This window comes from Marmoricola sp. RAF53 (genome assembly GCF_052114005.1).
Classification (GTDB): Bacteria; Actinomycetota; Actinomycetes; order Propionibacteriales; family Nocardioidaceae; genus Marmoricola.
In genome coordinates this window covers 1-20031 of record NZ_JBFRDX010000019.1, presented here as the reverse complement: position 1 = coordinate 20031, position 20031 = coordinate 1, and the positions used below count along the sequence as shown (strand labels likewise).

Below are 20031 nucleotides of genomic sequence, written 5' to 3'. Positions count from 1 at the left end.
GGTCACGGTGCCGCGGGTGCGAACGAGATCAGCTCCTCGTGCCCGCCCCGCACCACCAGGCAGGTGGACTCCGGCACTTCGTGCCAGGCGCCCTGCAGGTTGCCCAGCGGCTCGGAGACGACCAGCCGGGCGTCGTCGGACAGGGCGTCGAGGACCTCGTTGTCGGGGTAGTGCAACCGGAGCGTCGCGACGTCGGTGCTGTGGAACAGCGACCGCGACCGCCCCTCGCTGGAGTACCGGAACGCCCAGCTGGCGGTCCCGTCGGTCGTCGCGACGGTCATCTGGACCGGGTACTCGATGCCGTGCCGCCGGCCCGTCTCCTCGACGAACCCGACCGCCCGGGCGACCGCGGCGGGCGGGTCCTCCGCCAGGCCGAAGGTGAGCGCCAGGAAGAAGAGCACCTCAGAGTCCGAGGAGCCCTCGATCAGGGGGAAGAGGTCCGGGTCGACCGCGAGCACCAGGTCGCGCTTGATCCGGGAGAACTCGGCGAGGAACCCGTTGTGCATCCACAACCAGCTCCCGTGCCGGAACGGGTGGCAGTTGGTCTGCTGGACCGGCGTCCCGGTGCTGGCGCGGATGTGGGCGAACACCCGGCTCGATCGGGCGTGGGCGGAGAGCTCGCGCAGGTTCCGGTCGTTCCAGGCCGGCTCGGTGCTCCGGTAGACGCCCGGCGTCTCCGGTTCGCCGTACCAGCCGACGCCGAAGCCGTCGCCGTTGATCGTGGTGGCGCCCAGCCGGGAGTGCTTGCTCTGCACGACCAGGGAGTTCTCCGGTTTGAAGAGCAGGTCGTCCAGCGACACCGGCCCTCCGGAGTAGGCGAGCCATCGGCACATGGTGCTTCCTTCCGTTCGTCCTCCGATGCTCGCACGGCCGGGCGGACGGCGCACCGGCCGGCAGGCACCGTGGTGACTTTCGCCCCTGAGCGGGCGGGACCGGGAAGGGGGATGCTCGGGAGATCGGAGCAACGAGGAGGCAGCCATGGAGCTACCGATCATCACCACGCTCGTCGTGGTCGCGCTGGGCCTGGTGGTGCTCGCGATGGCGGTGCACGTCGTCAACCAGTACGAGAAGGGGGTGCTGCTGCGGCTCGGCCGGGTCCAGGCCGTCCGCGAACCCGGCCTCCGGCTGATCATCCCGGTGGTCGACAAGCTCGTGAAGGTCTCCTTGCGCATCGTCACGATGCCGATCCAGTCCCAGGGGATCATCACCAAGGACAACGTGAGCATCGACGTCGCCGGGGTCGCCTACTTCCGCATCGTGGACGCGGTGAAGTCCGTCGTCGCGATCGAGGACGTCGCGTCCGCGATCAACCAGATCGCCCAGACCACGCTGCGCAACGTCGTCGGGCAGCACACCCTCGACCAGGCGCTGTCCGAGACCGAGGCGATCAACGTGAACATCCGCGAGATCCTCGACCGGACGACGGCCGACTGGGGGGTGCTCGTCACCCTCGTCGAGCTCAAGGACATCCAGCTGCCGGACAGCATGAAGAGGGCGATGGCGCGGCAGGCGGAGGCCGAGCGGGAGAAGCGGGCCAAGATCATCGCCGCCGAGGGGGAGGCGGCTGCCGCCGCGGCCCTGGGAGCGGCCTCCGACATCATGATGGACCACCCGCTGGCCCTCCAGCTCCGCACCCTGCAGAGCCTGATCGACATCGGCGTCGACAAGAACACCACGGTGGTGTTCCCCGCGCCGCTGCTGAGCACGGTGAGCGACCTCGGCGCGTTCATCCGGCAGGAGACGCTGGCCGCGGAGGCGTGGACCGGGGAGACCGGCGGGGACGAGTGAGACGACGGGGGTCCGTGGCCGTGCTGCACGGCTCGGAGCCTGAGCGGGTGTACGAGGGCCGAGGCCCTCGGACGCCGCTCCAGTCATCAACTGGACTCCCCGTCGTCCCGATCCCCACTCAACCGCGGGCCCGGTGGTCGGCGTAGGGCTCAACGTCACGGACGTGGGTGCTGAAGGTCCCTCCGCGAGCCGTCAGACCGTGGAGCCCGCTGAGGACGCGGCGTTCAGGGCGACGTCGGAGAGGGCCGCCTCGAGCAGGTCGTGGCCGAGCCCGGACAGCGCCCGGCACACGGCGAGCTCGTCACCGATCTCGGGTACGTCGGGGTCGGCCGGGTTCCGGCGGGCCACGCCGCGGTGGCGGAGCACGGTCCCGACGTCGGTCTCCAGCACGGCTTCCGCGCTGGTGCGTCCGTTGTCCTGCTCGAACACGTGGACCCTCACGGTCCAGGTCCTGGTGTGCATGGAGTCCTCCTCGGTGTGGAGCGGCCCGTCACCACGAGCCGCCGGTGGTCCTTCTCCACGGTCGCCCCTCGGGCCGCACCCCGGCAGAGCCGTTCGGCCTCCGTGTGCGGGACCCTCGGCGCCGCGGGCGAAGGTCCCGGCGAGCCGGGCCTTCGGTCTCTGCCGCCCTCCGGGCCGGGCGCCTAGGCTCGGTGGGTGTCAGAGCGGTCCGAGGAGGTGTGCGGCATGGAGACTGCCGGGTCTGCCTCCCGAGAGCTGGCGCTGCTGCGCGAGGTCGTGGACCAGCTGCCGGCCATGGTCGCCTACTGGGACCAGGACGCGCGCAACGTCTTCGGCAACGCGGCCTACGTCGAGTGGTTCGGCCGGCGACCGGACCAGATGCGCGGCCTGCACATCAGCGACCTGCTCGGCCCCGACGTCTACGCCAAGAACCTGCCGTTCATCCGCGGGGCGCTCGCCGGGCAGGAGCAGCTCTTCGAACGGACGCTCGTGGACCAGTCCGGCCGCACCCGGCACACCCAGGCGTCGTACGTGCCGCACGTCGTCGACGGGAGCGTGCGCGGGTTCTTCGTCCTGGTGACCGACGTGACGCCGAGGGTCACGGCCCAGGAGGCGATGGACGAGGCGCAGGAGCTGGCCCGGCTGGGCAGCTGGACGTTCACGCCGAGCACGGGCGAGATCACCTGGAGCCGTGAGCTCTTCAGGATCGTCGGCCGCGCCCCGGCCGAGGGCGTGCCGGCCTCCCTGGAGGAGGTGAGCGCGTACATGCACCCGGAGGACCAGGAGCGCGTGCTCGCGGCGATCGGTCGGGCCGCGGCCTCCGCTGATCGGTACTCCCACGAGTACCGGGTCCTCAGGCCGGACGGGACCGAGCGCGAGGTGGTCAGCAAGGGGCGGCCGGTCCTCGGCCCCGACGGGGCCGTGCTGCGGCTGACCGGGACGCTGCAGGACGTGACCGAGGCCAACGCCCTGACCCGCGAGCTGAACCGGATCAACGGCGAGCTGCGCCGGGCGAACGAGCTCAACGCGGACGTGATCGCGATGCTCGGGCACGACCTCCGGACCCCGCTCAGCGCCGTCCGCGGCTTCGTCGAGCTGCTCGACGACGACGAGGTCGAGACGGGTCCCGACCAGCGGCGTGCCCTGCTCCGCAAGGCCATCGCCGCCGTCGAGCGGACGAACCACACGGTGGAGAAGATCCTCGCCCTCGCGGCGGTGGACGCCGGGGTGATCGAGCCGCACGCCGAGGTGCTCGCGCTCGCTCTCGTGCTGCACGACGTCGTCGAGCTCTGCGGCCTGGACGGCTCGGTCGTCCTGGACTTCCACGACCCGGCGGCACGGATCTGCTTCGACCGCGTCCACCTGGAGCAGATCGTCGCGAACCTGCTGACCAACGCCGTCCGGTACGGCGCGGCCCCGGTGCGGATCCGCAGCCGGGCGGCAGCCGGTGGCTGCGTCGTCGCGGTCTCCGACGCCGGCGGCGGTGTGCCGGCTTCCCAGGTGCCGCAGCTCTTCCAGCGGTTCGCCCGCACCGGCAGCCGGCAGGCCTCCGCCGGGGGGAGCGGGTTCGGCCTCTACATGGCCGCGCGGCTCTCAGCCGCCAACGGCGGCGCGCTGACCTACGACGCCGGCAGCGCGCGTGCGGCTCACGAGTTCCGGCTGGCGGTCCCCGGCGCGCCGTGCGGCAGCACCTGACCCGGACCCCGGGCGGGGGGCACCTGGTCGGGAGCACCGTGCAGGCGCCCGAACCCGGCCGTGTGCGTCTGACGGTAGGGAGCGGCCACGAGGACGACCGGGCAGGCTCCGGCGAGCTCGCGCCCGGTGGGCAGCGTCGTACGGAGCTGGCCGACCACCAGCAGGGCGGCGGTCCTGAGCTCCCCGGCGAGAACCCGGGCGGGCTCTTCGTGGGTCGCGGCGAACACGACCGCGACGTCGGGGGCTCCGGCACAGGCACGGGCGCTGCGCTCGGTGACCTCCCGGACGGCGTCGCGCGTCCAGGCGTCCCGGCCCTCAGGCGTGCGGACCGCGTAGGCCTGGGCCGCGGTGGACCGTCCGACGTGGACCACCCGGACGCCGGTGCCGAGCCGGGCCGCCTCGGCGAGCCCGAGATCGAGGAGCGTGTCGAGCTCCTGGCTGTGCGCGACGGCGACCACGACCGGTGCCGTCCGCTGCCGAGGGCTCGGGACCACGGGCGGCGGCACGCAGTAGACGGGGCACCGGACCTGTCCCAGGTCGAGGCGGTCCGCCGGGCCGGGCGCCCAGGGCGGCGGGCCCTCCGGCGGGACGCCGAGGACGAGGCACCCCGCCTCCTGGGCGACCACGGCGATCGGCTCCCGGTGCGGGCGGTGGTCGCCGGACCGGCGCGCCTCGTCCCAGAAGCGCGCCGCTGCCGTGAGCAGCTGGAGCGACGTGTACGTCGCGGTCTCGCGGGTGCTGAACCCGGCGTCCGGGAGGACGTGGCGGGCCCGGCGCACCAGGTGGTGGAGCACGACCCGCGTCCGCCCGGAGCGCGCCTTGTCGACGGCGAAGTCGAGGGCGGCCACGTCGCTGGACCCGCCGTCCAGGCACACCACCACAGGCGGGGGAGTGACCGGTGGGGTGTCCATGGCTCACCCTGGCGCGGATCCGCCCTGTCGCGGCAGGGCCGCACGGTCCGGGATCGCGGGACGAACGGCCGCACCTGCGCTGCCCGCACCGTCAGGTGGCCGGGCCGCCCGGCGCGTCACTTCAGCAGGGTCCCCGCGCGCTCGAGCTCGAGGTCGAACGCCGGTGCCCGCTCCGCGGGTCCGACCTCGACCGCGGCGGCGCCGGACTGGACGACCGCTCGCGGCACGTGGCCGAGGTGGGGGAAGACCCGGTTCCGGCCGTGCCTGCCGACCAGGACCACCGCCGCGGCGGCGGAGCGCTCGGCGAGGACCTCCGCGGGCCGGCCGGGACTGACCACGAACTGGAGGCGGACCTCCGGGAACCTGCGGTGCGCCGGCTTGGCTGCCGCGGCCAGCTCCACGGCGGCCTGGGCGTTCCAGTCCGCCAGGTCGTCCCGGGAGAACACGTCGGCGTAGGCGCTCGGCAGCTGCCAGGTGTGCACCAGGACCAGGGTCCCGCCGTACTCGTGGGCGAGCTCGAGTCCGCGCTCGATCAGGGGCCCCGCGGTGGCGGCCTCCTTGATGCCGACGACCACGTCCTTCGCCGTCGGGTCGCTGGTCCAACCGGACGGCACGACCCGGACCGGGCAGGTGGTCTGCGAGGCGAGCGCCGCGGCGGTCGCCCCGGTGGCGATCCGGCCGAGGTGCTTGTGCTCCCGCCGCCCGAGGACGACGAGCGCCGCCTGGCGGCTCGCCTGCGCCAGCTCCGGGATGCGTTGCCCGACGACGAGCGTCTTGCGTACGTCGATCCCGGGGCCGGTCGCACGTGCCTGTTCGACGGCGTGCGCGAGGAGCTCGCGGCCGCGGTCCAGGAGATCCTCGGCGCCGGGCGAGCCGGCGGAGGTCGTGACCTGCGGGACGACGTGGACCAGGCGGACCCGGCACCGTTGCTCCCGGGCGAGGGCGATCGCGTGCCGGACGGCGGCCTCCGAGGCGGAGGTTCCGTCGATGCCGACCAGGATCTCGGCAGGCTCCGCGGACGAGGGTGTCTGGCGGGGGATCTCGTTGCTCATCGTGACCTCGCAGGGACGGTGGAGGGGCTTCGGACGTGTTCAGATGAAGAGCAGCTGGGCGCCTTCGGTCTTCTCGATGAAGTCGGACGCGCTGATGATGTCCTCGACCTCCTCGTAGAGGTCCTCGAGGCCGAGGTGCTGCATGTCCGCCGACATCCGGCAGGCCCAGAGGTGCCCACCGGAGTCGACGATCTGCTGCAGGAACTCCGGGACCTCGGGGACGTCGAGATCCGCGATCGCCTTCTTCATCTGGTGCGTCGCCATCGCGGTCATCCCGGGAAGCGGGGTCAGGCCCTGCGGCAGGTGCGTCGCGGTGTTGCCGACAGGGGTGAACTTCAGGTCGGCCATCGTCTTCCTGTTGATCATGTCGAAGCCCCAGAAGGTGAAGAACAGGTGCGTCTCCACCCCTTCGCCGAGCGCGGCGTTGGCCAGGATCAGCCCCGGGTAGGCCATGTCCAGGTTTCCCTTGGAGCAGATGATCGCGAGCTTGCGGCCCGCGTGCGCGGCGCCGAAGTCCGGAACCAGGGGGGCGGTGGTGGTCATGCTGATCTCCTCGGGGTGGTCGGGTCAGACGCAGCCGTGCGGCTTGGGCAGACCCGCGACGTAGGCCAGCTTCTTCGCCGGCTTCTGCGGGAACAGGGCGAAGAGCTGCTTGGTCGGAATCCCGCCCTGCACCGAGATCCGTCGCAGGGTCGCGGTCTCGCCCTGGGCGGCGTAGTCGGCGCGGAGGAACCGGATCGCCTTCCAGTGCTCGTCGGTCAGCGCGATCCCGATCTGCGTCGCCAGGGCGGTGGCGAGGCCCTCGTCCCACTCCGCGGGGTCGGTCAGGAAGCCTTCGGCATCGACGTGGACGCTGCGGCCCTCGATGGTGGTCGTGGTCATGGTGTGCTCCGTTCCTTCCCGGCCATGGACATGTGTGCGGGCAGCGGGAGCGGCCGGCCGGGGAGCAGCGCGTTCCAGTAGACGTGCCGGAACGCGAGCTTGCCGACGTGGTTGGCCCGGGTCTCCCGCAGCAGGCTGAGCGGCCCGACCACCGGCAGCGGGTACTTCCCCGGCAGCGGCTCGGTGTCGTAGTTGAAGTCGATCAGCAGCGCCTTGTCGTCGCCGGTCTCGACGAAGCAGTTCGCGTGCCCGTCGAAGGAGCCGGTCATCGGCACGCCGGCGACGTGCTCGAGGAAGTTGTCGACGAAGACGTCGACGGCGAAGTGCGCCACCGACCCTGCTTTGGAGGCCGGGATGTTGCTGGCGTCGCCGACGGCGAAGATGTTCGGGTACGACGTCGACTGCAGGGTGTGCTTGTCGACGGGGACGTAGTTGAGCTCGTCACCGAGGCCGGAGCGGGCGACGAAGTCGGCGCCCATGTTCACCGGGACCGTCACCAGAAGGTCGAACGGGACCTCGCGGCCGTCGTAGGAGACCAGGGTCCTGCGCTCGCCGTCGATCTCCTCGACGAGGAAGTCGGCGACCAGCTCGACGTCCCGCTCCGCGAGCATCCCGCCGAGCAGCTCGGAGACGACCGGACGGGTGAAGGCGCCGTCGAGGGGCGTGACGTAGGACAACTTCACCCGGTCGCGCACTCCGTGGTCCTGGAGCCAGGAGTGGACCAGGAACGTGAACTCCAGCGGAGCGACCGGGCACTTGATCGGGGTGTCGGAGACGTGCACGACGAGGTGGCCGTGGTCGAACCCGGTGAGCGCCGCGGCCAGGGCCTCGGCACCGTCCAGGGTGTAGAAGTCGAAGATGCTGCGGCGCCATTCGGGGCCGAGCATGCCGGGCGTCTGGTCCGGACGGGGCGTGGTGCCGGTCGCGACGACCAGCTGGTCGTAGGGCAGCTCGGTCCCGTCGGCCAGGACGACCCGGGAGCGTTCGGCGTCGACGCGCTCGACCTCCTCGAGGACCAGGTCGACGCCGTCGGGGATGAAGTGGTGCCGGCTCCGCACGATGTCGTCGCGGTCGTACTGCCCGAACGGGACGAAGAGATAACCGGGCTGGTAGTGGTGCCGGTCGTCACGGTCGACGACGGTGATCGACCAGTCCGGCCCGAGGCGGCGGCGCAGCTTGTTCACGATCATGGTGCCGGCAGTTCCGGCGCCGAGGACGACGAGCTTGCTCATGCCTTCAGCCTCGTCCGTGCACCGGCCGCGGAGCAGGGCCGAACGGCAGGTGGTGGGGGACCGGACGTCCTGCCGGGACGGGCCGCTTCAGGGGCCGTTTCCGGGACCCCGCCGATGGTCCCACCGGAAAAGGACCTTCGGCCGTGTCCGCCCCCTGCCGCAATGGCTGTGCTGTCCCCCTCGACGACGGACGAAGCCGACGGAATCCCCCATCTCGTGGGTGCCGACGTCGCCGGGACCCGCGCCAGGTCCGCGCTCGTACGCCGCAGCGCTGGCCTGGTCGCCTCTGCCGTGGCCGCTGGTGGGTCCAGCGGCCACGGCCTCGGCGGCGGTGAGGCCGCAGGGGACCTTGGTCACCCCCGGACGGGCCGTACCGGCTCTGGCCCGGGATCGTCCGCGACGCCGATGCTCGGGACATGGACACCGATCACGAGAAGCCGGTAGTCGTCGGGTTCGACGACTCGCCCGACGCGGGCCGGGCGCTGGACTGGGCGGTCGAGCACGCGGCCCGGATGCGACGTCCGCTCCGGGTCGTCACGGCACGCGGAGACCTGTTCTCGCTCTCGTCGTCCTCCGACGCCTGGACCCGTGAGCTCGCCGAGCGGCGCCTGGAGGCGGCCCGGAAGCGGCTCGACGAGGCAGGAGTCGCCGAGGTCGAGCTGGTGGTGCGCGACGGCCTGCCCGCATCGGTGCTCGTCGACGAGAGCCGGACCGCGTCCTGCGTGGTGATCGGCCGCGAGTTCCGCGGTGCCGTCCTCGAAGGCCTGCTGGGCTCGGTCGGTCACCACGTCACCCGGCACGCGGTCTGTCCGGTCGTGGTGGCCCACGAGCCCGCGTCCGGAGCGAAGGTCGTCGTCGGCGTCGACGGGTCCGGGTCGAGCATCGCCGCGCTGGAGTTCGCGCTCTCGGTCGCGCCGGCGGCCGCGGACGTCGAGGTCGTCTACTGCCCCGAGCACGAGAAGTGGTTCGACAACTGGGACGAGGTCGAACCGGCGCCGGAGCTGCGCGCCGCCGTCTGCGCGCGTCGCGCGGGCGTGCGCGAACGGGTCCTCGCCCTCGGTGCCGCGCGCGGTCCGGGTCTGGTCCTCAGCGAGGTCGACCAGAAGCCGTCGCGAGCCCTGGTCGAGGCGTCCCGGGAAGCGGCACTCGTCGTGGTCGGCTCCCGCGGCTGCGGCGGGGTCGCCGGCGCGTTGCTGGGATCGGTCAGCGCGGACGTGGTCCGCCACGCGCACTGCTCCGTCGCGATCGTCCACGAGGGCGGGGGAGCACGATGACGGGACCGAGCCTGACCTTCCTCGGCGCCGCCGGGACGGTGACCGGGAGCCGGTTCCTGATCGACGGCTCCGGTTCCCGGGTGCTCGTCGACGCGGGCCTGTACCAGGGGGTCCGGGAGCTGCGGCGCCGGAACTGGAGCGACTTCCCGGTGGCCCCGGGCTCCGTCGACGCCGTGCTGCTCACGCACGCGCACCTGGATCACTGCGGGTACCTCCCTCGCCTCGTGCGCGGCGGCTTCGCGGGCCCGATCCACTGCACGCCGTACACCGCGGCGCTGGCCGAGGTCGTCCTGCGCGACAGTGCCCACCTCCAGGAGGAGGACGCCGCGTTCGCGAACAAGGCCGGCTACTCCAGGCACAGCCCCGCGCTGCCGCTCTACGACACCGCGGACGTGACCGAGACGATCCGGCTGTTCCGGCCGGTCGTCTACGACCAGGAGGTCGCGGCGGCCCCCGGCGTCGTCGCCCGGTTCCTGCCCGCGGGCCACATCCTCGGCTCCGCGACCGTGCACGTCGCCGTGGACGGCGGGTCGGCCCACTTCAGCGGCGACCTGGGCCGGCCGTTCCACCCGCTCCTCCAGCCGCCGGCGGCCCCGCTGGCGTCAGGAGCGCTCGTGGTCGAGTCGACGTACGGCGACCGGGTGCACGAGGAACCCGACGACGCGGTGCTGGCCGGCGCCATCACCCGGACCGTCGGGCGCGGCGGCTCGGTGCTCATCCCGGCGTTCGCCGTGGACCGGACCGAGCTCGTCCTGCTCCGGCTGCGGGCGCTGCGCGAGAGCGGCCGGATCCCGGAGGTCCCGATCTACGTCGACAGCCCGATGGCGCTGACGACCCTGGACATCTACCGCAAGGCGACCCGGGAGCCGGGCAGTGGCATGCGCACCGGGCTGGCGTCCGCGCAGTTCGAGCCCGGTGACCTGCACCTGGTCCACGACGCCCTCGGGTCGGCCCGGATCAACAACCCGGCGTGCCCCTCGGTGATCGTGTCGGCGTCCGGGATGGCCTCCGGCGGCCGCGTCGTGCACCACCTCCGCGAACAGCTCCCGGACCGCCGCAACACCGTGGTCCTCACCGGCTACCAGGCGATCGGCACCCGTGGCCGGCAGCTGCTCGACGGTGCCCGCGTCCTGAAGATGCACGGTCGCTACGTGCCGGTGCGGGCCGAGATCGTCCAGGACAGCACCTTCTCGGTGCACGCCGACGCGGGCGAGCTGATCGCCTGGATCGCCAGTGCCCCGGAGCCGCCGCGCACCGTGTACGTCGTGCACGGGGAGGCCGACGCGTCGGCGCACCTGGCGCGGCGGATCGAGCAGGAGCTCGGCCTCTGCGCCGTCGTGCCGCGGCTCGGCGAGCGCGTGCTCCTCTGACCCGGCGCGGGCCGAACGACCCCCAGGCGCGGGGCGTTCGGCCTTGCCGCGCGGCCCCCGACGGGGCGACGGTGGAGTCATGGACGTCAACGAGATCTCTGTGGGTTCCGTGGTGGTCGGGGTCGACGGGTCGCGCGAGTCGGACCGCGCGCTCGACTGGGCGGCCGCCTACGCCAAGCGCGAGGGCCGGGACCTGGTCCTGGTGCACTCGCTCGACGACACCGCCGCGATGCTGGCCTGGGTCTACGAGAGCCGGATCGACCCGACGTCGTACGTGCAGCAGATCGAGGAGGGCGGTCAGGCGGTCCTGGACACCGCGATGGCCCGCGTCGCGCCCGACCGTCCCCCCGGACGGGTCGAGAGCCTGCTGACCCGGGTCGACCCGAGGTCGGTCCTCCTGGAGGCGGCCGAGCGCGCCGACGTGCTGGTCCTCGGGTCCCGCGGCCACGGCCCCGTCCGGGACCTGCTCCTCGGTTCGGTGAGCGTCGCCGTGGCCCGGCACGCGGCCTGCCCGGTCGTCGTCGTGCGCCCGCACCGGCACGGGTCGAAGGGGAAGGGCGTGCTCGTCGGCGCGGACGGGTCGCCCAGCTCGCTCGCGGTGCTGGAGTTCGCCTACCGGCAGGCCTCCGAGCTGGACGCGCCGCTGACCGTCCTGCACACCGTCTGGGAAGGGCCGGCCGGCGTGGGCCCGGCACGCGAGCTGCAACCGGAGAGTCCGCGGTACCCGGAGGGCGAGCTCGCGCTGGCCGAGTCGCTGGCGGGCCTGGGGGAGAAGTTCCCCGACGTCGCGGTCGACAGGTCGGTGATCTGGGGAACCCCGGCCGGCGGCCTCATCAACCTGGCCGACGGGATGGAGCTGGTCGTCGTCGGCCGGCACCCCGCGCGGGCCTTCGTCGGCTCGATCGCGGTGCACGTGCTGGAGCACGCCGCGACGGCGGTGGCCGTCGTGCCGCAGGGCTGATCCGGGAGCTGCTGCGCAGCGACAGCATCCCGGTCGCGACGGCCGCCACAGGGCGAGCGGCCGTTCGCGGAGCACGGAATGGGAAAGAGGCCCTCGTGAGGGCCTCTGACCTGCGGTTACCTGGTGGGCGATACTGGGTTTGAACCAGTGACCTCTTCCGTGTCAAGGAAGCGCGCTACCGCTGCGCCAATCGCCCCGGGTGCTGCTTTTCAAATCTTCGAGGTGGGTACGGGATTTGAACCCGTGTAGACGGATTTGCAGTCCGTTGCCTCGCCTCTCGGCCAACCCACCGTGGAGGTTCGGCTTTACTTCTCCGAGCGGACGACGAGGCTCGAACTCGCGACCTCAACCTTGGCAAGGTTGCGCTCTACCAACTGAGCTACGTCCGCTTCGCACTGTCGTTTCCGGCGGTGCGAGAAGAACCATAGCGGATGCCTCGCCCGCGTCCAATTCGGACCCCCTCCCAGACGGGTCGGGTACCTCACACCGCTCATGAACCGCTCTGGGGCGTGTCATTCCCACGCCCTAGGGTCAGGGCATGCATGTGTGGTTCAACGGCGCTCTGCTCGACGATCCGGCCACTCCCGTGCTCCGGCTCGACGACCACGGCTTCACCGTCGGGGACGGCGTGTTCGAGACGCTGCTGGTCCGCGACGGGGTTCCGTTCGCGCTGACCCGGCACCTGGCGCGGCTCACCGAGGGGGCGGCCCGGATGGGGTTGCCGGCCCCGGACCTCGGCGTCGTGCGCGCGGCCGTCGCCGACGTACTGGCGGCCGAGCACCTGCCCCGCGGCCGGCTGCGGATCACCTGGACGGCCGGCCCGGCGCCGATGGGCTCCGGCCGCATTCACGGGAGCGGCGAGGGGGCGCCGAGCCTGGTGGTCGCGGCCGCCCCCGGCGCGCCGCAGCCGGAGAGCGCGGTTGTCGTCATCGCGCCCTGGGCACGCAACGAGCGCAGCGCGGTCGCCGGGGTGAAGACGGTGTCGTTCGCGGACAACGTGGTGGCGCTGGCGTGGGCCCAGGAGCGCGGCGCGCACGAGGCGCTGCTCGGGAACACCCGGGGTGAGGTGTGCGAGGGCACCGGGTCCAACGTCTGCTACGTCGTGGACGGCCAGGCGCGGACGCCGTCGCTGGCCTCGGGCTGCCTCGCCGGCGTGACCCGCGGGCTCGCCCTGGAGTGGTGCGACGTGGTCGAGGCCGACGAGCCGATGGACGTGCTGCACCGCGCGGACGAGGTGTTCCTGCTGTCGACCACCCGCGAGGTGCAGCCGGTACGCCGCCTGGACGGGCGGGACCTGCCGGCACCGGGGCCGGTCACCGCCGCGGCGATGGCGGCGTGGGCCGCTCGCGCGGCCGAGAGTTCGGACCCCTGAGGCCGACGGCCTGCGAAAGGGTCCGGAAACAGCCCTGGCCCGCCACGGGGGATGGGCGGGCCAGGGAAGTCTGTCTCAGGCAGCGAACAGCGCGGCGACCGTCGCGTCGAGGTCCAACAGGTCGGACTCGGTGCCCGGCGGCACCATCGCGACCATCCGGTGGATGAACGTGGAGAGCTCGCGGGAGCTCACCTGGATGAGGACCTCGCCCGAGGGGGAGATCAGCTCGAGGATGACGACGGCGCGACCCGAGGCGCTCAGGCACGGCCAGACGTGCACGTCGCCGTCGCCGGTGGGCTCGTAGAAGCCCTCGATGAGCAGCTCGCGTGCGAAGGTCCAACGCACCGGCACCGGCTCACCCTTGAAGAGGATGGTCACCGCGAACGGGTCGGCCGGGTCGAACTCGAACTCGGCGTCCAGGGGCGTCGACTGTCCCTCCGCGTCGACGAACTCCATCCGCATCGCTTCGGTGATGATGGACTGTGCAGTGATTTCCTTCTGCATCGTCATGCCTTTCAGATGGCCACGTCTGATGGAACTTGCCCTCCCGCAAATCCCCAGCGCGACAGGTATGAGTTTGCTTGTGACGGCGCGAGATGCAACCGATGTGCCCGATTTCATGGGGTTTCCGGTGGGGTGGTCTAGGAAAATCAGACGGGTGGTCTACTTCACGACCCGATTGGTCTAGTCCAGGTTCGAAACGTGGAACTTCCGCACCAAATGTTCACTTTCGGACGCCGATCCGGGCCCGGATCCTGCGCTCGCGGGAGGCGTTTGGCAGGCTGTCGGCGTGCCTGACTCGCCTACCCACGACGAACCCCACCACGAGCACTGGTGGACCCGCGTCGACCGCCACCTGCACCGGAACCGGGCGCTCTCGCTGGCCACCAAGATCGTGGTCACCGTGGTCGGCAGCCTCGTGCTCGCCGCCGGCCTGGTGATGATGGTGACGCCCGGCCCCGGGCTGGTCGGCATCGTCGCCGGTCTCGCCATCCTCGCCACCGAGTGGGACTGGGCCGACCGCTGGGTCCAGGCCGCCCGCCGCAAGCTGGTCGAGGCGAAGAAGGCGGCCGACGCGCTCGATCCCGCCGTACGACGCAAGCGGATCGTGCTCACCACGGTCGCCGTCGTCCTCGTCGCCGGCATCGTGCTCGGCTACCTGCTGGTCGCCGACTGGCCCGACTGGGCCGTCTCCGGCTGGGACAAGCTGCAGTCCGTGCTCGGCTTCGTGCCGGACCTGCCGGGCATGTGAAACCGGCCCCGGGACCGCCCCACCCGGCCGATGTGAAACCCCGGCCGGTGATGGGCTAATGTTTCCCGCGCACCGCACGTCGGGCGATTGGCGCAGTGGTAGCGCGCTTCGTTCACACCGAAGAGGTCACTGGTTCGAACCCAGTATCGCCCACCGACGAAGAGCCCCCGGGAGACCGGGGGCTCTTCTGTTTCCTCGCTCCGGTGAACGTGTTCGGGCTGCTCTGTGGGTGGTAGCGCGGCTCTGCCGTTGGCACCGAAGAGGTCACTGGTTCGAACCCGGTATCGCCCACCGACGACGGGCCCTCGGGAGACCGGGGGCTCTTCTGTTTCCTCGCTCCGGTGAACGTGTTCGGGCTGCTCTGTGGGTGGTAGCGCGGCTCTGCCGTTGGCACCGAAGAGGTCACTGGTTCGAACCCGGTATCGCCCACCGACGAAGAGCCCCCGGGACACCGGGGGCTCTTCTGCGTTTCCGACCCTCCCGGGTACTAGAACGTGTTGCAGATCACGTCTAGGGTCCTGCCCATGATCTCGACCATCGTCTGGGGCACCGGCAACGTCGGCAGGGCGGCGATCCGTGCTGTCGACGCTCATCCCGGGCTGGAGCTGACGGCGGTCGTGGTGCACGACCCGCCGAAGGTCGGCCGCGACGCCGGGGTGCTCGCGGGCCTGGACCGCGAGCTCGGGGTGGCGGCGACCGACGACGTGCACGCCGTTCTGGCCGGGCGCCCGCAGGCCGTCGTCTACGCCGCCTCCGGGGACATCCGGCCCGATGAGGCGCTGGCCGACGTGATCCGGGCGATCGCCGCCGGAGCGGTGGTGGTGACGCCGGCGCTGTACGCGCTCTACGACCAGCGCAACGCGCCCGCCGAGGTCCGGGACCCGGTCGCGGCCGCGGTCGCGATCGGCGGCGGCTCGCTGTTCGCCTCCGGGGTGGACCCGGGCTGGGGCAACGACGTGCTGCCGATCCTGATCAGCGGCCTGGGGACCGAGGTCGACGTGATCCGGTGCCAGGAGATCTTCGACTACACCACCTACGACCAGGAGGACTCGGTCCGGTTCCTGGTGGGCATGGGGCAGCCCCTCGACTACGACGCCCCGATGATCGCCGCGACGGTCCCCACCATGGTGTGGGGCGGGCAGGTGCGGATGATCGCGCGCGCTCTGGCGGTCGAGTTCGACGACATCAGGGAGGTCGTCGAGCGTCGACCGCTGGAGCGCACGGTCGAGACGGCGGCGATGGGGACCTTCGAGGCGGGCACCCAGGGGGCGTTGCGGTTCGAGGTCCAGGGCATCGTCGCCGGCGAGCCGCGGATCGTCGTCGAGCACGTCACCCGGATCCATGCCTCCTGTGCGCCGGACTGGCCGCTGCCGCCGACCGGTGACGGCGCCCACCGGGTGATCATCGAGGGCAACCCGCGGATCGAGGTCAGCGTCGAGGCGACGGACGAGAAGGGCAACCGTGCCGACGGCGGCAACGCCACCGCGGTCGGCCGCCTGGTGGGAGCCATCGACTGGCTCGTCGCCGCCGAGCCCGGCCTGTACGACGCCCTGGACGTGCCGCTGCGCCCCGCGGTGGGCCGGCTCGGAGCCCGGCGCGGCTGAAACCGGTGGGGCGGTGGGCCGTCCGCGTCGATACGATCACCGCGAACGCCCATCCACCCCCGCATCCCCGCAGGAGCCGTTGTGTCCGACGTACTCGTCACCGTGATCAGCCCAGCCGGCGACGGGGGCACCACGGAGCAGACGGTGGCCGCGGGCACCCGCGCGTGGGAGCTGTTCAAGGACGCGCCCGACGTGATCGCGGTCCGGGTCGGCCAGGGTGGGGAGAGCGCTCTGAGGGACCTGTCCTACGAGCTCGTCGGCGGCGACGCGATCGAGGGCGTGCTGATCGACAGCAGCGACGGCCGCGACATCCTGCGGCACTCGACCGCCCACGTCCTCGCCCAGGCGGTCCAGGACCTGTTCCCGGAGGCGAAGCTCGGCATCGGCCCGCCGGTGGAGAACGGCTTCTACTACGACTTCGACGTCGAGACCCCGTTCGTGCCCGAGGACCTCGCCAAGATCGAGACCCGGATGCGCAAGATCATCAAGGAGAACCAGAAGTTCTCCCGCCGCGTGACCAACGACGACGACGCCCGGGTCGAGCTCGCCGACGAGCCGTACAAGCTCGAGCTGATCGGCCTCAAGGGCTCGGCCGCCGAGGCCGCCGAGGGCGCCGGCGCCGAGGTCGGCGCCGGTGAGCTCACCATCTACGACAACCTCGACCGCAACGGCGAGGTCGCCTGGAAGGACCTCTGCCGCGGTCCGCACCTGCCGACCACCAAGCGGATCCCCGCCTTCAAGCTGATGCGGTCGGCGGCGGCGTACTGGCGCGGGGACGAGAAGAACAAGCAGCTGCAGCGGATCTACGGCACCGCGTGGGAGTCCAAGGAGGCGCTCGACGAGCACCTGCACCGGATCGAGGAGGCCGAGCGCCGCGACCACCGCAAGCTCGGCCGCGACCTCGACCTGTTCAGCTTCCCCGACGAGATCGGCTCCGGCCTCGCCGTCTTCCACCCCAAGGGCGGTGTGCTGAAGCGGGTGATGGAGGACTACGTCCGGCAGCGGCACATCGAGGAGGGCTTCGAGTACGTCGGCACGCCGCACATCACCAAGGACCAGCTCTTCTACACCTCGGGTCACCTGCCGTACTACGCGGACACGATGTTCCCGCCCATGGAGTTCGAGGGCTCGAACTACATGGTCAAGCCGATGAACTGCCCGATGCACAACCTGATCTACCGCTCCCGCGGACGGTCCTACCGGGAGCTGCCGCTGCGGCTCTTCGAGTTCGGCTCGGTCTACCGCTACGAGAAGTCCGGCGTCGTGCACGGCCTGACCCGGGTGCGGGGCCTGACCCAGGACGACTCGCACTCCTACGTGACCGCCGAGCAGGCGCCCGGGGAGATCAAGCACCTGCTGAACTTCGTGCTCGGCCTCCTCAAGGACTTCGGCCTCGACGACTACTACCTCGAGCTCTCCACCCGCGACGACTCCAAGCCGGACAAGTTCGTCGGCTCCGACGAGGACTGGGCGGTCGCGACGAAGGTCCTCGAGGACGTCTGCCTCGAGTCCGGGCTCGAGCTGGTCGCCGACCCGGGAGGGGCGGCGTTCTACGGCCCGAAGGTGTCGGTGCAGTGCCGCGACGCGATCGGCCGCACCTGGCAGATGTCGACGATCCAGTACGACTTCAACCAGCCGGCGCGCTTCGGCCTGGAGTACAACGGCGCCGACGGCCAGAAGCACCAGCCGGTGATGATCCACTCCGCGAAGTTCGGCTCGCTGGAGCGGTTCTTCGGCGTCCTCGTCGAGCACTACGCGGGCGCGTTCCCCCCGTGGCTGGCGCCGGTCCAGGTGCAGGCGATCCCGGTCGCCGACGCCTTCGCGGACTACCTGTACGACGTCGCGGGGAAGATGAAGGCGGCCGGCCTGCGCGTCGAGGTGGACGACTCCGACGACCGGATGCAGAAGAAGATCCGCAACGCCCAGCTGCAGAAGGTCCCGTTCATGCTCATCGCCGGTGCCGATGACGTCGAGGCGGGCGCGGTCTCGTTCCGCTACCGCGACGGCCGTCAGGACAACGGCGTCCCGGTCGACGAGGCCATCGCCCGCGTCGTCCAGGCCGTCGCCGACCGGGTCCAGGTCTGACCCGGTGACGCCGGACGACGACGGGCAGGCGGAGGAGCAGCAACCCGTCCTGCACCAGGACGGCCTCGGCGAGCCCGACCAGCTCGACCGGCTCTGGACGCCGCACCGGATGGCGTACATCCGGGGCGAGAGCAAGCCGAGCGGCGACGGCCCGCAGGAGTGCCCGTTCTGCCGCGTCCCCGCGCTGGACGACGAGGCGGGACTGGTGGTGCACCGCGGCCGGCTCGCCTACGTGGTGCTCAACCTGTACCCGTACAACTCCGGCCACCTGCTGGTCTGCCCGTTCCGGCACGTCGCCGACTACACCGAGCTGACCGTCGAGGAGACCGCCGAGGTCGCCGACCTCACCCGTACGGCGATGCGCACGATCCGGGCCGTCTCGGGAGCGCAGGGGTTCAACCTCGGGATGAACCAGGGCGCGGTCGCCGGGGCCGGCATCGCGGCGCACCTGCACCAGCACGTGGTCCCGCGGTGGTCCGGCGACGCCAACTTCATGCCGGTGATCGGGCGCACGAAGCCGCTGCCGCAGCTGCTCACCGAGACCCGGTCGCTGCTCGCCGAGGCCTGGCCCCGCGACTGACTCCCGCCTGACTACTCCGGGGGTTGCCCCCGTCCCCGACCGCGAGGAATGTGGACGTGACCGGTGACGCCAGCGGGGCGCCGCCGCGGAGGGAGGCGAGAGCCTGATGTTTGCACGCTCGACGACGGTCATGGGCGACCCCGGCAGCATCGATGCCGGCATCGCGTACGTGCGTGACGAGGTGATGCCGGTGGTGACCGGCATGGAGGGCTGCATCGGCATGTCGATGCTGGTCAACCGGGAGACGGGGCGTTGCATCGCGACGACCTCGTGGGCCACCGAGGAGGCCATGCGGGCCACGGAGGAGATGGTCAGTCCGCACCGGACGCGGGCGGCGGAGATCATGGGCGGGCCGCAGTACGTCGACCTCTGGGAGCTCGCGGTGATGCACCGGGAGCACGAGGCCGGAGGGACCGGCTTCTGCCGGGTCACCTGGCTCCAGACCGAGCCGGGGATGATCGACGAGACCATCGACTTCTACAAGGGCACGGTGCTGACCCGGCTCGACCAGACCGACGGGTTCTGCAGCGCGAGCCTGCTGGTCGACCGCGCCACCGGACGGGCCTGCGGGACCGTCCGCTTCGACTCCGCGGAGTCGTTGGCGGCGACCCGGGAGATGGCGGCCGGCCTCCGGGCAGAACGCGCGACGATCGGCAAGGCCGAGTTCACCGACGTCGCCGAGATGGAGCTCGTGATGGCCCACCTGCGGGCCCCCGAGCTGGTCTGAGTCAGGTCAGCCGGGACACGGCGTTGCTTCGACGCTGCGGGCCGGGCCGGTCGTGGTGTGACCGGCCCGGTCGGTGGCGACGACCCGGAAGGTCACCGTCCCGCCGAGCGTGAACGGGCCCATCGGCGCGGTCCACTGCGATCCGGACCGCGTCATCGTCGCGCTGCCCGGACCGTGCGGGCCCGACCAGCGCAGCCGCACCGAGGACAGGCCGCTCGCGTCCGCGACGCTCGCCCGCACGGTGACCGTGGGGGTCCCGCACGACGGTGCCGCGGAGGCGACCGGGGCACCGACCCGCGGCGGCAGGTCCTGGGTCAGGGAGACCTTCACCGTGGTGCTGCCGGTGGCCCAGCGCAGCACCACCGAGCCGGTCGACCGGCCCTCGGGCACGCGGCTGCGGTCCGCCCGCACCGTGACGATCCGGCTGGTGCCGCCGTCGAGGCTGCCCGCACCGGGGGAGACCGTCAGCCAGGTCGAGCGTGCCGTCGCGGTGAAGGCGACGGGCAGCTCACCGGTGCCGGTCACCGCGAAGGTGCTCCGGGTGCTCTTCGTGCCGAGGTCGATGGCGCGGGTGCTCGTGCTGAGCGTCCCGGGCGCGGCGCTGGTGGTCGCCGAGACCGACGGCGCGGCGACCGAGGCGGGTGGCGAGGCCGGTGCCGTGGCGGAGACGGCCGAGGTCGGCGCCTCCGTCGGCGCGGCCTGGTCCGTCGGCCCCGCCTGGTCCGACGGGGGCGCGGGGGAGGCGCTCGCCGGTGCCGCGACGTCGTCGCCGTCGGGCCAGAGC

21 protein-coding genes and 4 tRNA genes are annotated in these 20031 nt (G+C 72.0%); 13 read left to right on the top strand and 12 right to left on the bottom strand.

The window, feature by feature from the left end; all coding sequences use genetic code 11:
- Positions 1–2: 2 nt before the first annotated feature.
- A complete protein-coding gene (locus AB4Y76_RS15940) occupies positions 3–833 on the bottom strand; it encodes a class II glutamine amidotransferase (RefSeq protein WP_441927002.1) in 831 nt (276 codons plus the stop codon).
- A gap of 145 nt (positions 834–978) precedes the next feature.
- Between AB4Y76_RS15940 and AB4Y76_RS15935 the strand changes: the two genes are divergently transcribed.
- Complete coding sequence (locus tag AB4Y76_RS15935; RefSeq protein WP_441927000.1) at positions 979–1788, top strand: slipin family protein; 810 nt, start codon at positions 979–981, stop codon at positions 1786–1788.
- Positions 1789–1980: 192 nt separating this feature from the next.
- Here the strand turns inward: AB4Y76_RS15935 and AB4Y76_RS15930 are convergent, their stop codons facing one another.
- On the bottom strand, positions 1981–2250 hold the full coding sequence (locus AB4Y76_RS15930) for a DUF1876 domain-containing protein (protein ID WP_441926998.1): 270 nt from the start codon (positions 2248–2250) through the stop codon (positions 1981–1983).
- Between the two features lie 195 nt (positions 2251–2445).
- Between AB4Y76_RS15930 and AB4Y76_RS15925 the strand changes: the two genes are divergently transcribed.
- Complete coding sequence (locus AB4Y76_RS15925; protein ID WP_441926996.1) at positions 2446–3945, top strand: PAS domain-containing sensor histidine kinase; 1500 nt, start codon at positions 2446–2448, stop codon at positions 3943–3945.
- Here AB4Y76_RS15925 and AB4Y76_RS15920 read toward each other — a convergent pair.
- From AB4Y76_RS15920 to sqr, 5 genes are all read right to left on the bottom strand, one after another.
- Entirely contained in the window at positions 3897–4856 is a 960-nt protein-coding gene (locus tag AB4Y76_RS15920) for a universal stress protein (RefSeq protein ID WP_441926995.1), read from the bottom strand. The two genes, AB4Y76_RS15925 and AB4Y76_RS15920, sit on opposite strands and share 49 nt — an antisense overlap.
- A gap of 116 nt (positions 4857–4972) precedes the next feature.
- Entirely contained in the window at positions 4973–5908 is a 936-nt protein-coding gene (locus tag AB4Y76_RS15915) for a universal stress protein (RefSeq protein ID WP_441926993.1), read from the bottom strand.
- 39 nt (positions 5909–5947) lie between these two features.
- A complete protein-coding gene (locus tag AB4Y76_RS15910; RefSeq protein WP_441926991.1) occupies positions 5948–6451 on the bottom strand; it encodes a DsrE/DsrF/DrsH-like family protein in 504 nt (167 codons plus the stop codon).
- Between the two features lie 24 nt (positions 6452–6475).
- Positions 6476–6790 carry a TusE/DsrC/DsvC family sulfur relay protein gene (locus AB4Y76_RS15905; protein WP_441926989.1) on the bottom strand — a complete coding sequence of 105 codons (315 nt, stop codon included), beginning with the start codon at positions 6788–6790 and terminating at the stop codon, positions 6476–6478.
- Positions 6787–8022 (bottom strand): type III sulfide quinone reductase, selenoprotein subtype, encoded by a 1236-nt coding sequence (sqr, locus tag AB4Y76_RS15900; protein WP_441926987.1) that lies wholly within the window; start codon positions 8020–8022, stop codon positions 6787–6789. Before sqr ends, AB4Y76_RS15905 begins: the two co-directional genes overlap by 4 nt.
- A gap of 416 nt (positions 8023–8438) precedes the next feature.
- Between sqr and AB4Y76_RS15895 the strand changes: the two genes are divergently transcribed.
- The 3 genes from AB4Y76_RS15895 to AB4Y76_RS15885 all read left to right on the top strand — a co-directional run bounded on the left by AB4Y76_RS15895 (position 8439) and on the right by AB4Y76_RS15885 (position 11627).
- Positions 8439–9296 carry a universal stress protein gene (locus tag AB4Y76_RS15895; protein WP_441926985.1) on the top strand — a complete coding sequence of 286 codons (858 nt, stop codon included), beginning with the start codon at positions 8439–8441 and terminating at the stop codon, positions 9294–9296.
- Positions 9293–10666 (top strand): MBL fold metallo-hydrolase RNA specificity domain-containing protein, encoded by a 1374-nt coding sequence (locus AB4Y76_RS15890; protein ID WP_441926983.1) that lies wholly within the window; start codon positions 9293–9295, stop codon positions 10664–10666. The genes AB4Y76_RS15895 and AB4Y76_RS15890 overlap by 4 nt, the downstream gene beginning before the upstream one ends.
- 79 nt (positions 10667–10745) lie before the next feature.
- Positions 10746–11627 carry a universal stress protein gene (locus tag AB4Y76_RS15885; protein WP_441926981.1) on the top strand — a complete coding sequence of 294 codons (882 nt, stop codon included), beginning with the start codon at positions 10746–10748 and terminating at the stop codon, positions 11625–11627.
- 121 nt (positions 11628–11748) lie between these two features.
- On the opposite strand, the gene AB4Y76_RS15880 is transcribed toward AB4Y76_RS15885, so the two are convergent.
- The 3 genes from AB4Y76_RS15880 to AB4Y76_RS15870 all read right to left on the bottom strand — a co-directional run bounded on the left by AB4Y76_RS15880 (position 11749) and on the right by AB4Y76_RS15870 (position 12016).
- Positions 11749–11823 (bottom strand) — tRNA-Val (locus AB4Y76_RS15880).
- A 24-nt stretch (positions 11824–11847) separates the two neighbouring features.
- A tRNA-Cys gene (locus AB4Y76_RS15875) sits at positions 11848–11918 on the bottom strand.
- 25 nt (positions 11919–11943) lie between these two features.
- A tRNA-Gly gene (locus AB4Y76_RS15870) sits at positions 11944–12016 on the bottom strand.
- A gap of 149 nt (positions 12017–12165) precedes the next feature.
- On the opposite strand from AB4Y76_RS15870, the gene AB4Y76_RS15865 reads away from it, so the two are divergent.
- Positions 12166–12999, top strand: a complete 834-nt coding sequence (locus AB4Y76_RS15865; protein WP_441926979.1) for an aminotransferase class IV — start codon at positions 12166–12168, stop codon at positions 12997–12999.
- A 75-nt stretch (positions 13000–13074) separates the two neighbouring features.
- On the opposite strand, the gene AB4Y76_RS15860 is transcribed toward AB4Y76_RS15865, so the two are convergent.
- Complete coding sequence (locus AB4Y76_RS15860) at positions 13075–13503, bottom strand: SsgA family sporulation/cell division regulator (RefSeq protein ID WP_441926977.1); 429 nt, start codon at positions 13501–13503, stop codon at positions 13075–13077.
- A gap of 286 nt (positions 13504–13789) precedes the next feature.
- Here AB4Y76_RS15860 and AB4Y76_RS15855 point away from each other — a divergent pair, with 286 nt between their 5' ends.
- From AB4Y76_RS15855 to AB4Y76_RS15830, 6 genes are all read left to right on the top strand, one after another.
- Entirely contained in the window at positions 13790–14251 is a 462-nt protein-coding gene (locus AB4Y76_RS15855) for a PGPGW domain-containing protein (protein ID WP_441926975.1), read from the top strand.
- An 81-nt stretch (positions 14252–14332) separates the two neighbouring features.
- Positions 14333–14404 (top strand) — tRNA-Val (locus AB4Y76_RS15850).
- Positions 14405–14775: 371 nt separating this feature from the next.
- Positions 14776–15855 (top strand): NAD(P)H-dependent amine dehydrogenase family protein, encoded by a 1080-nt coding sequence (locus tag AB4Y76_RS15845; protein ID WP_441926973.1) that lies wholly within the window; start codon positions 14776–14778, stop codon positions 15853–15855.
- Between the two features lie 81 nt (positions 15856–15936).
- Positions 15937–17940: a threonine--tRNA ligase gene (gene thrS, locus AB4Y76_RS15840; RefSeq protein ID WP_441926971.1), complete on the top strand. Its 2004-nt coding sequence runs from the start codon at positions 15937–15939 to the stop codon at positions 17938–17940.
- A 4-nt stretch (positions 17941–17944) separates the two neighbouring features.
- Positions 17945–18520, top strand: coding sequence for an HIT family protein (locus AB4Y76_RS15835; protein ID WP_441926969.1), 576 nt, complete (start codon positions 17945–17947; stop codon positions 18518–18520).
- Positions 18521–18626: 106 nt separating this feature from the next.
- Positions 18627–19247 carry an antibiotic biosynthesis monooxygenase gene (locus AB4Y76_RS15830; RefSeq protein WP_441926967.1) on the top strand — a complete coding sequence of 207 codons (621 nt, stop codon included), beginning with the start codon at positions 18627–18629 and terminating at the stop codon, positions 19245–19247.
- A 6-nt stretch (positions 19248–19253) separates the two neighbouring features.
- On the opposite strand, the gene AB4Y76_RS15825 is transcribed toward AB4Y76_RS15830, so the two are convergent.
- Positions 19254–19772 carry a BACON domain-containing protein gene (locus AB4Y76_RS15825; RefSeq protein WP_441926965.1) on the bottom strand — a complete coding sequence of 173 codons (519 nt, stop codon included), beginning with the start codon at positions 19770–19772 and terminating at the stop codon, positions 19254–19256.
- Between AB4Y76_RS15825 and AB4Y76_RS15820 the strand changes: the two genes are divergently transcribed.
- The coding region (locus tag AB4Y76_RS15820) for a hypothetical protein (RefSeq protein ID WP_441926963.1) at positions 19762–20031 on the top strand (270 nt) is incomplete at its 3' end. The two genes, AB4Y76_RS15825 and AB4Y76_RS15820, sit on opposite strands and share 11 nt — an antisense overlap.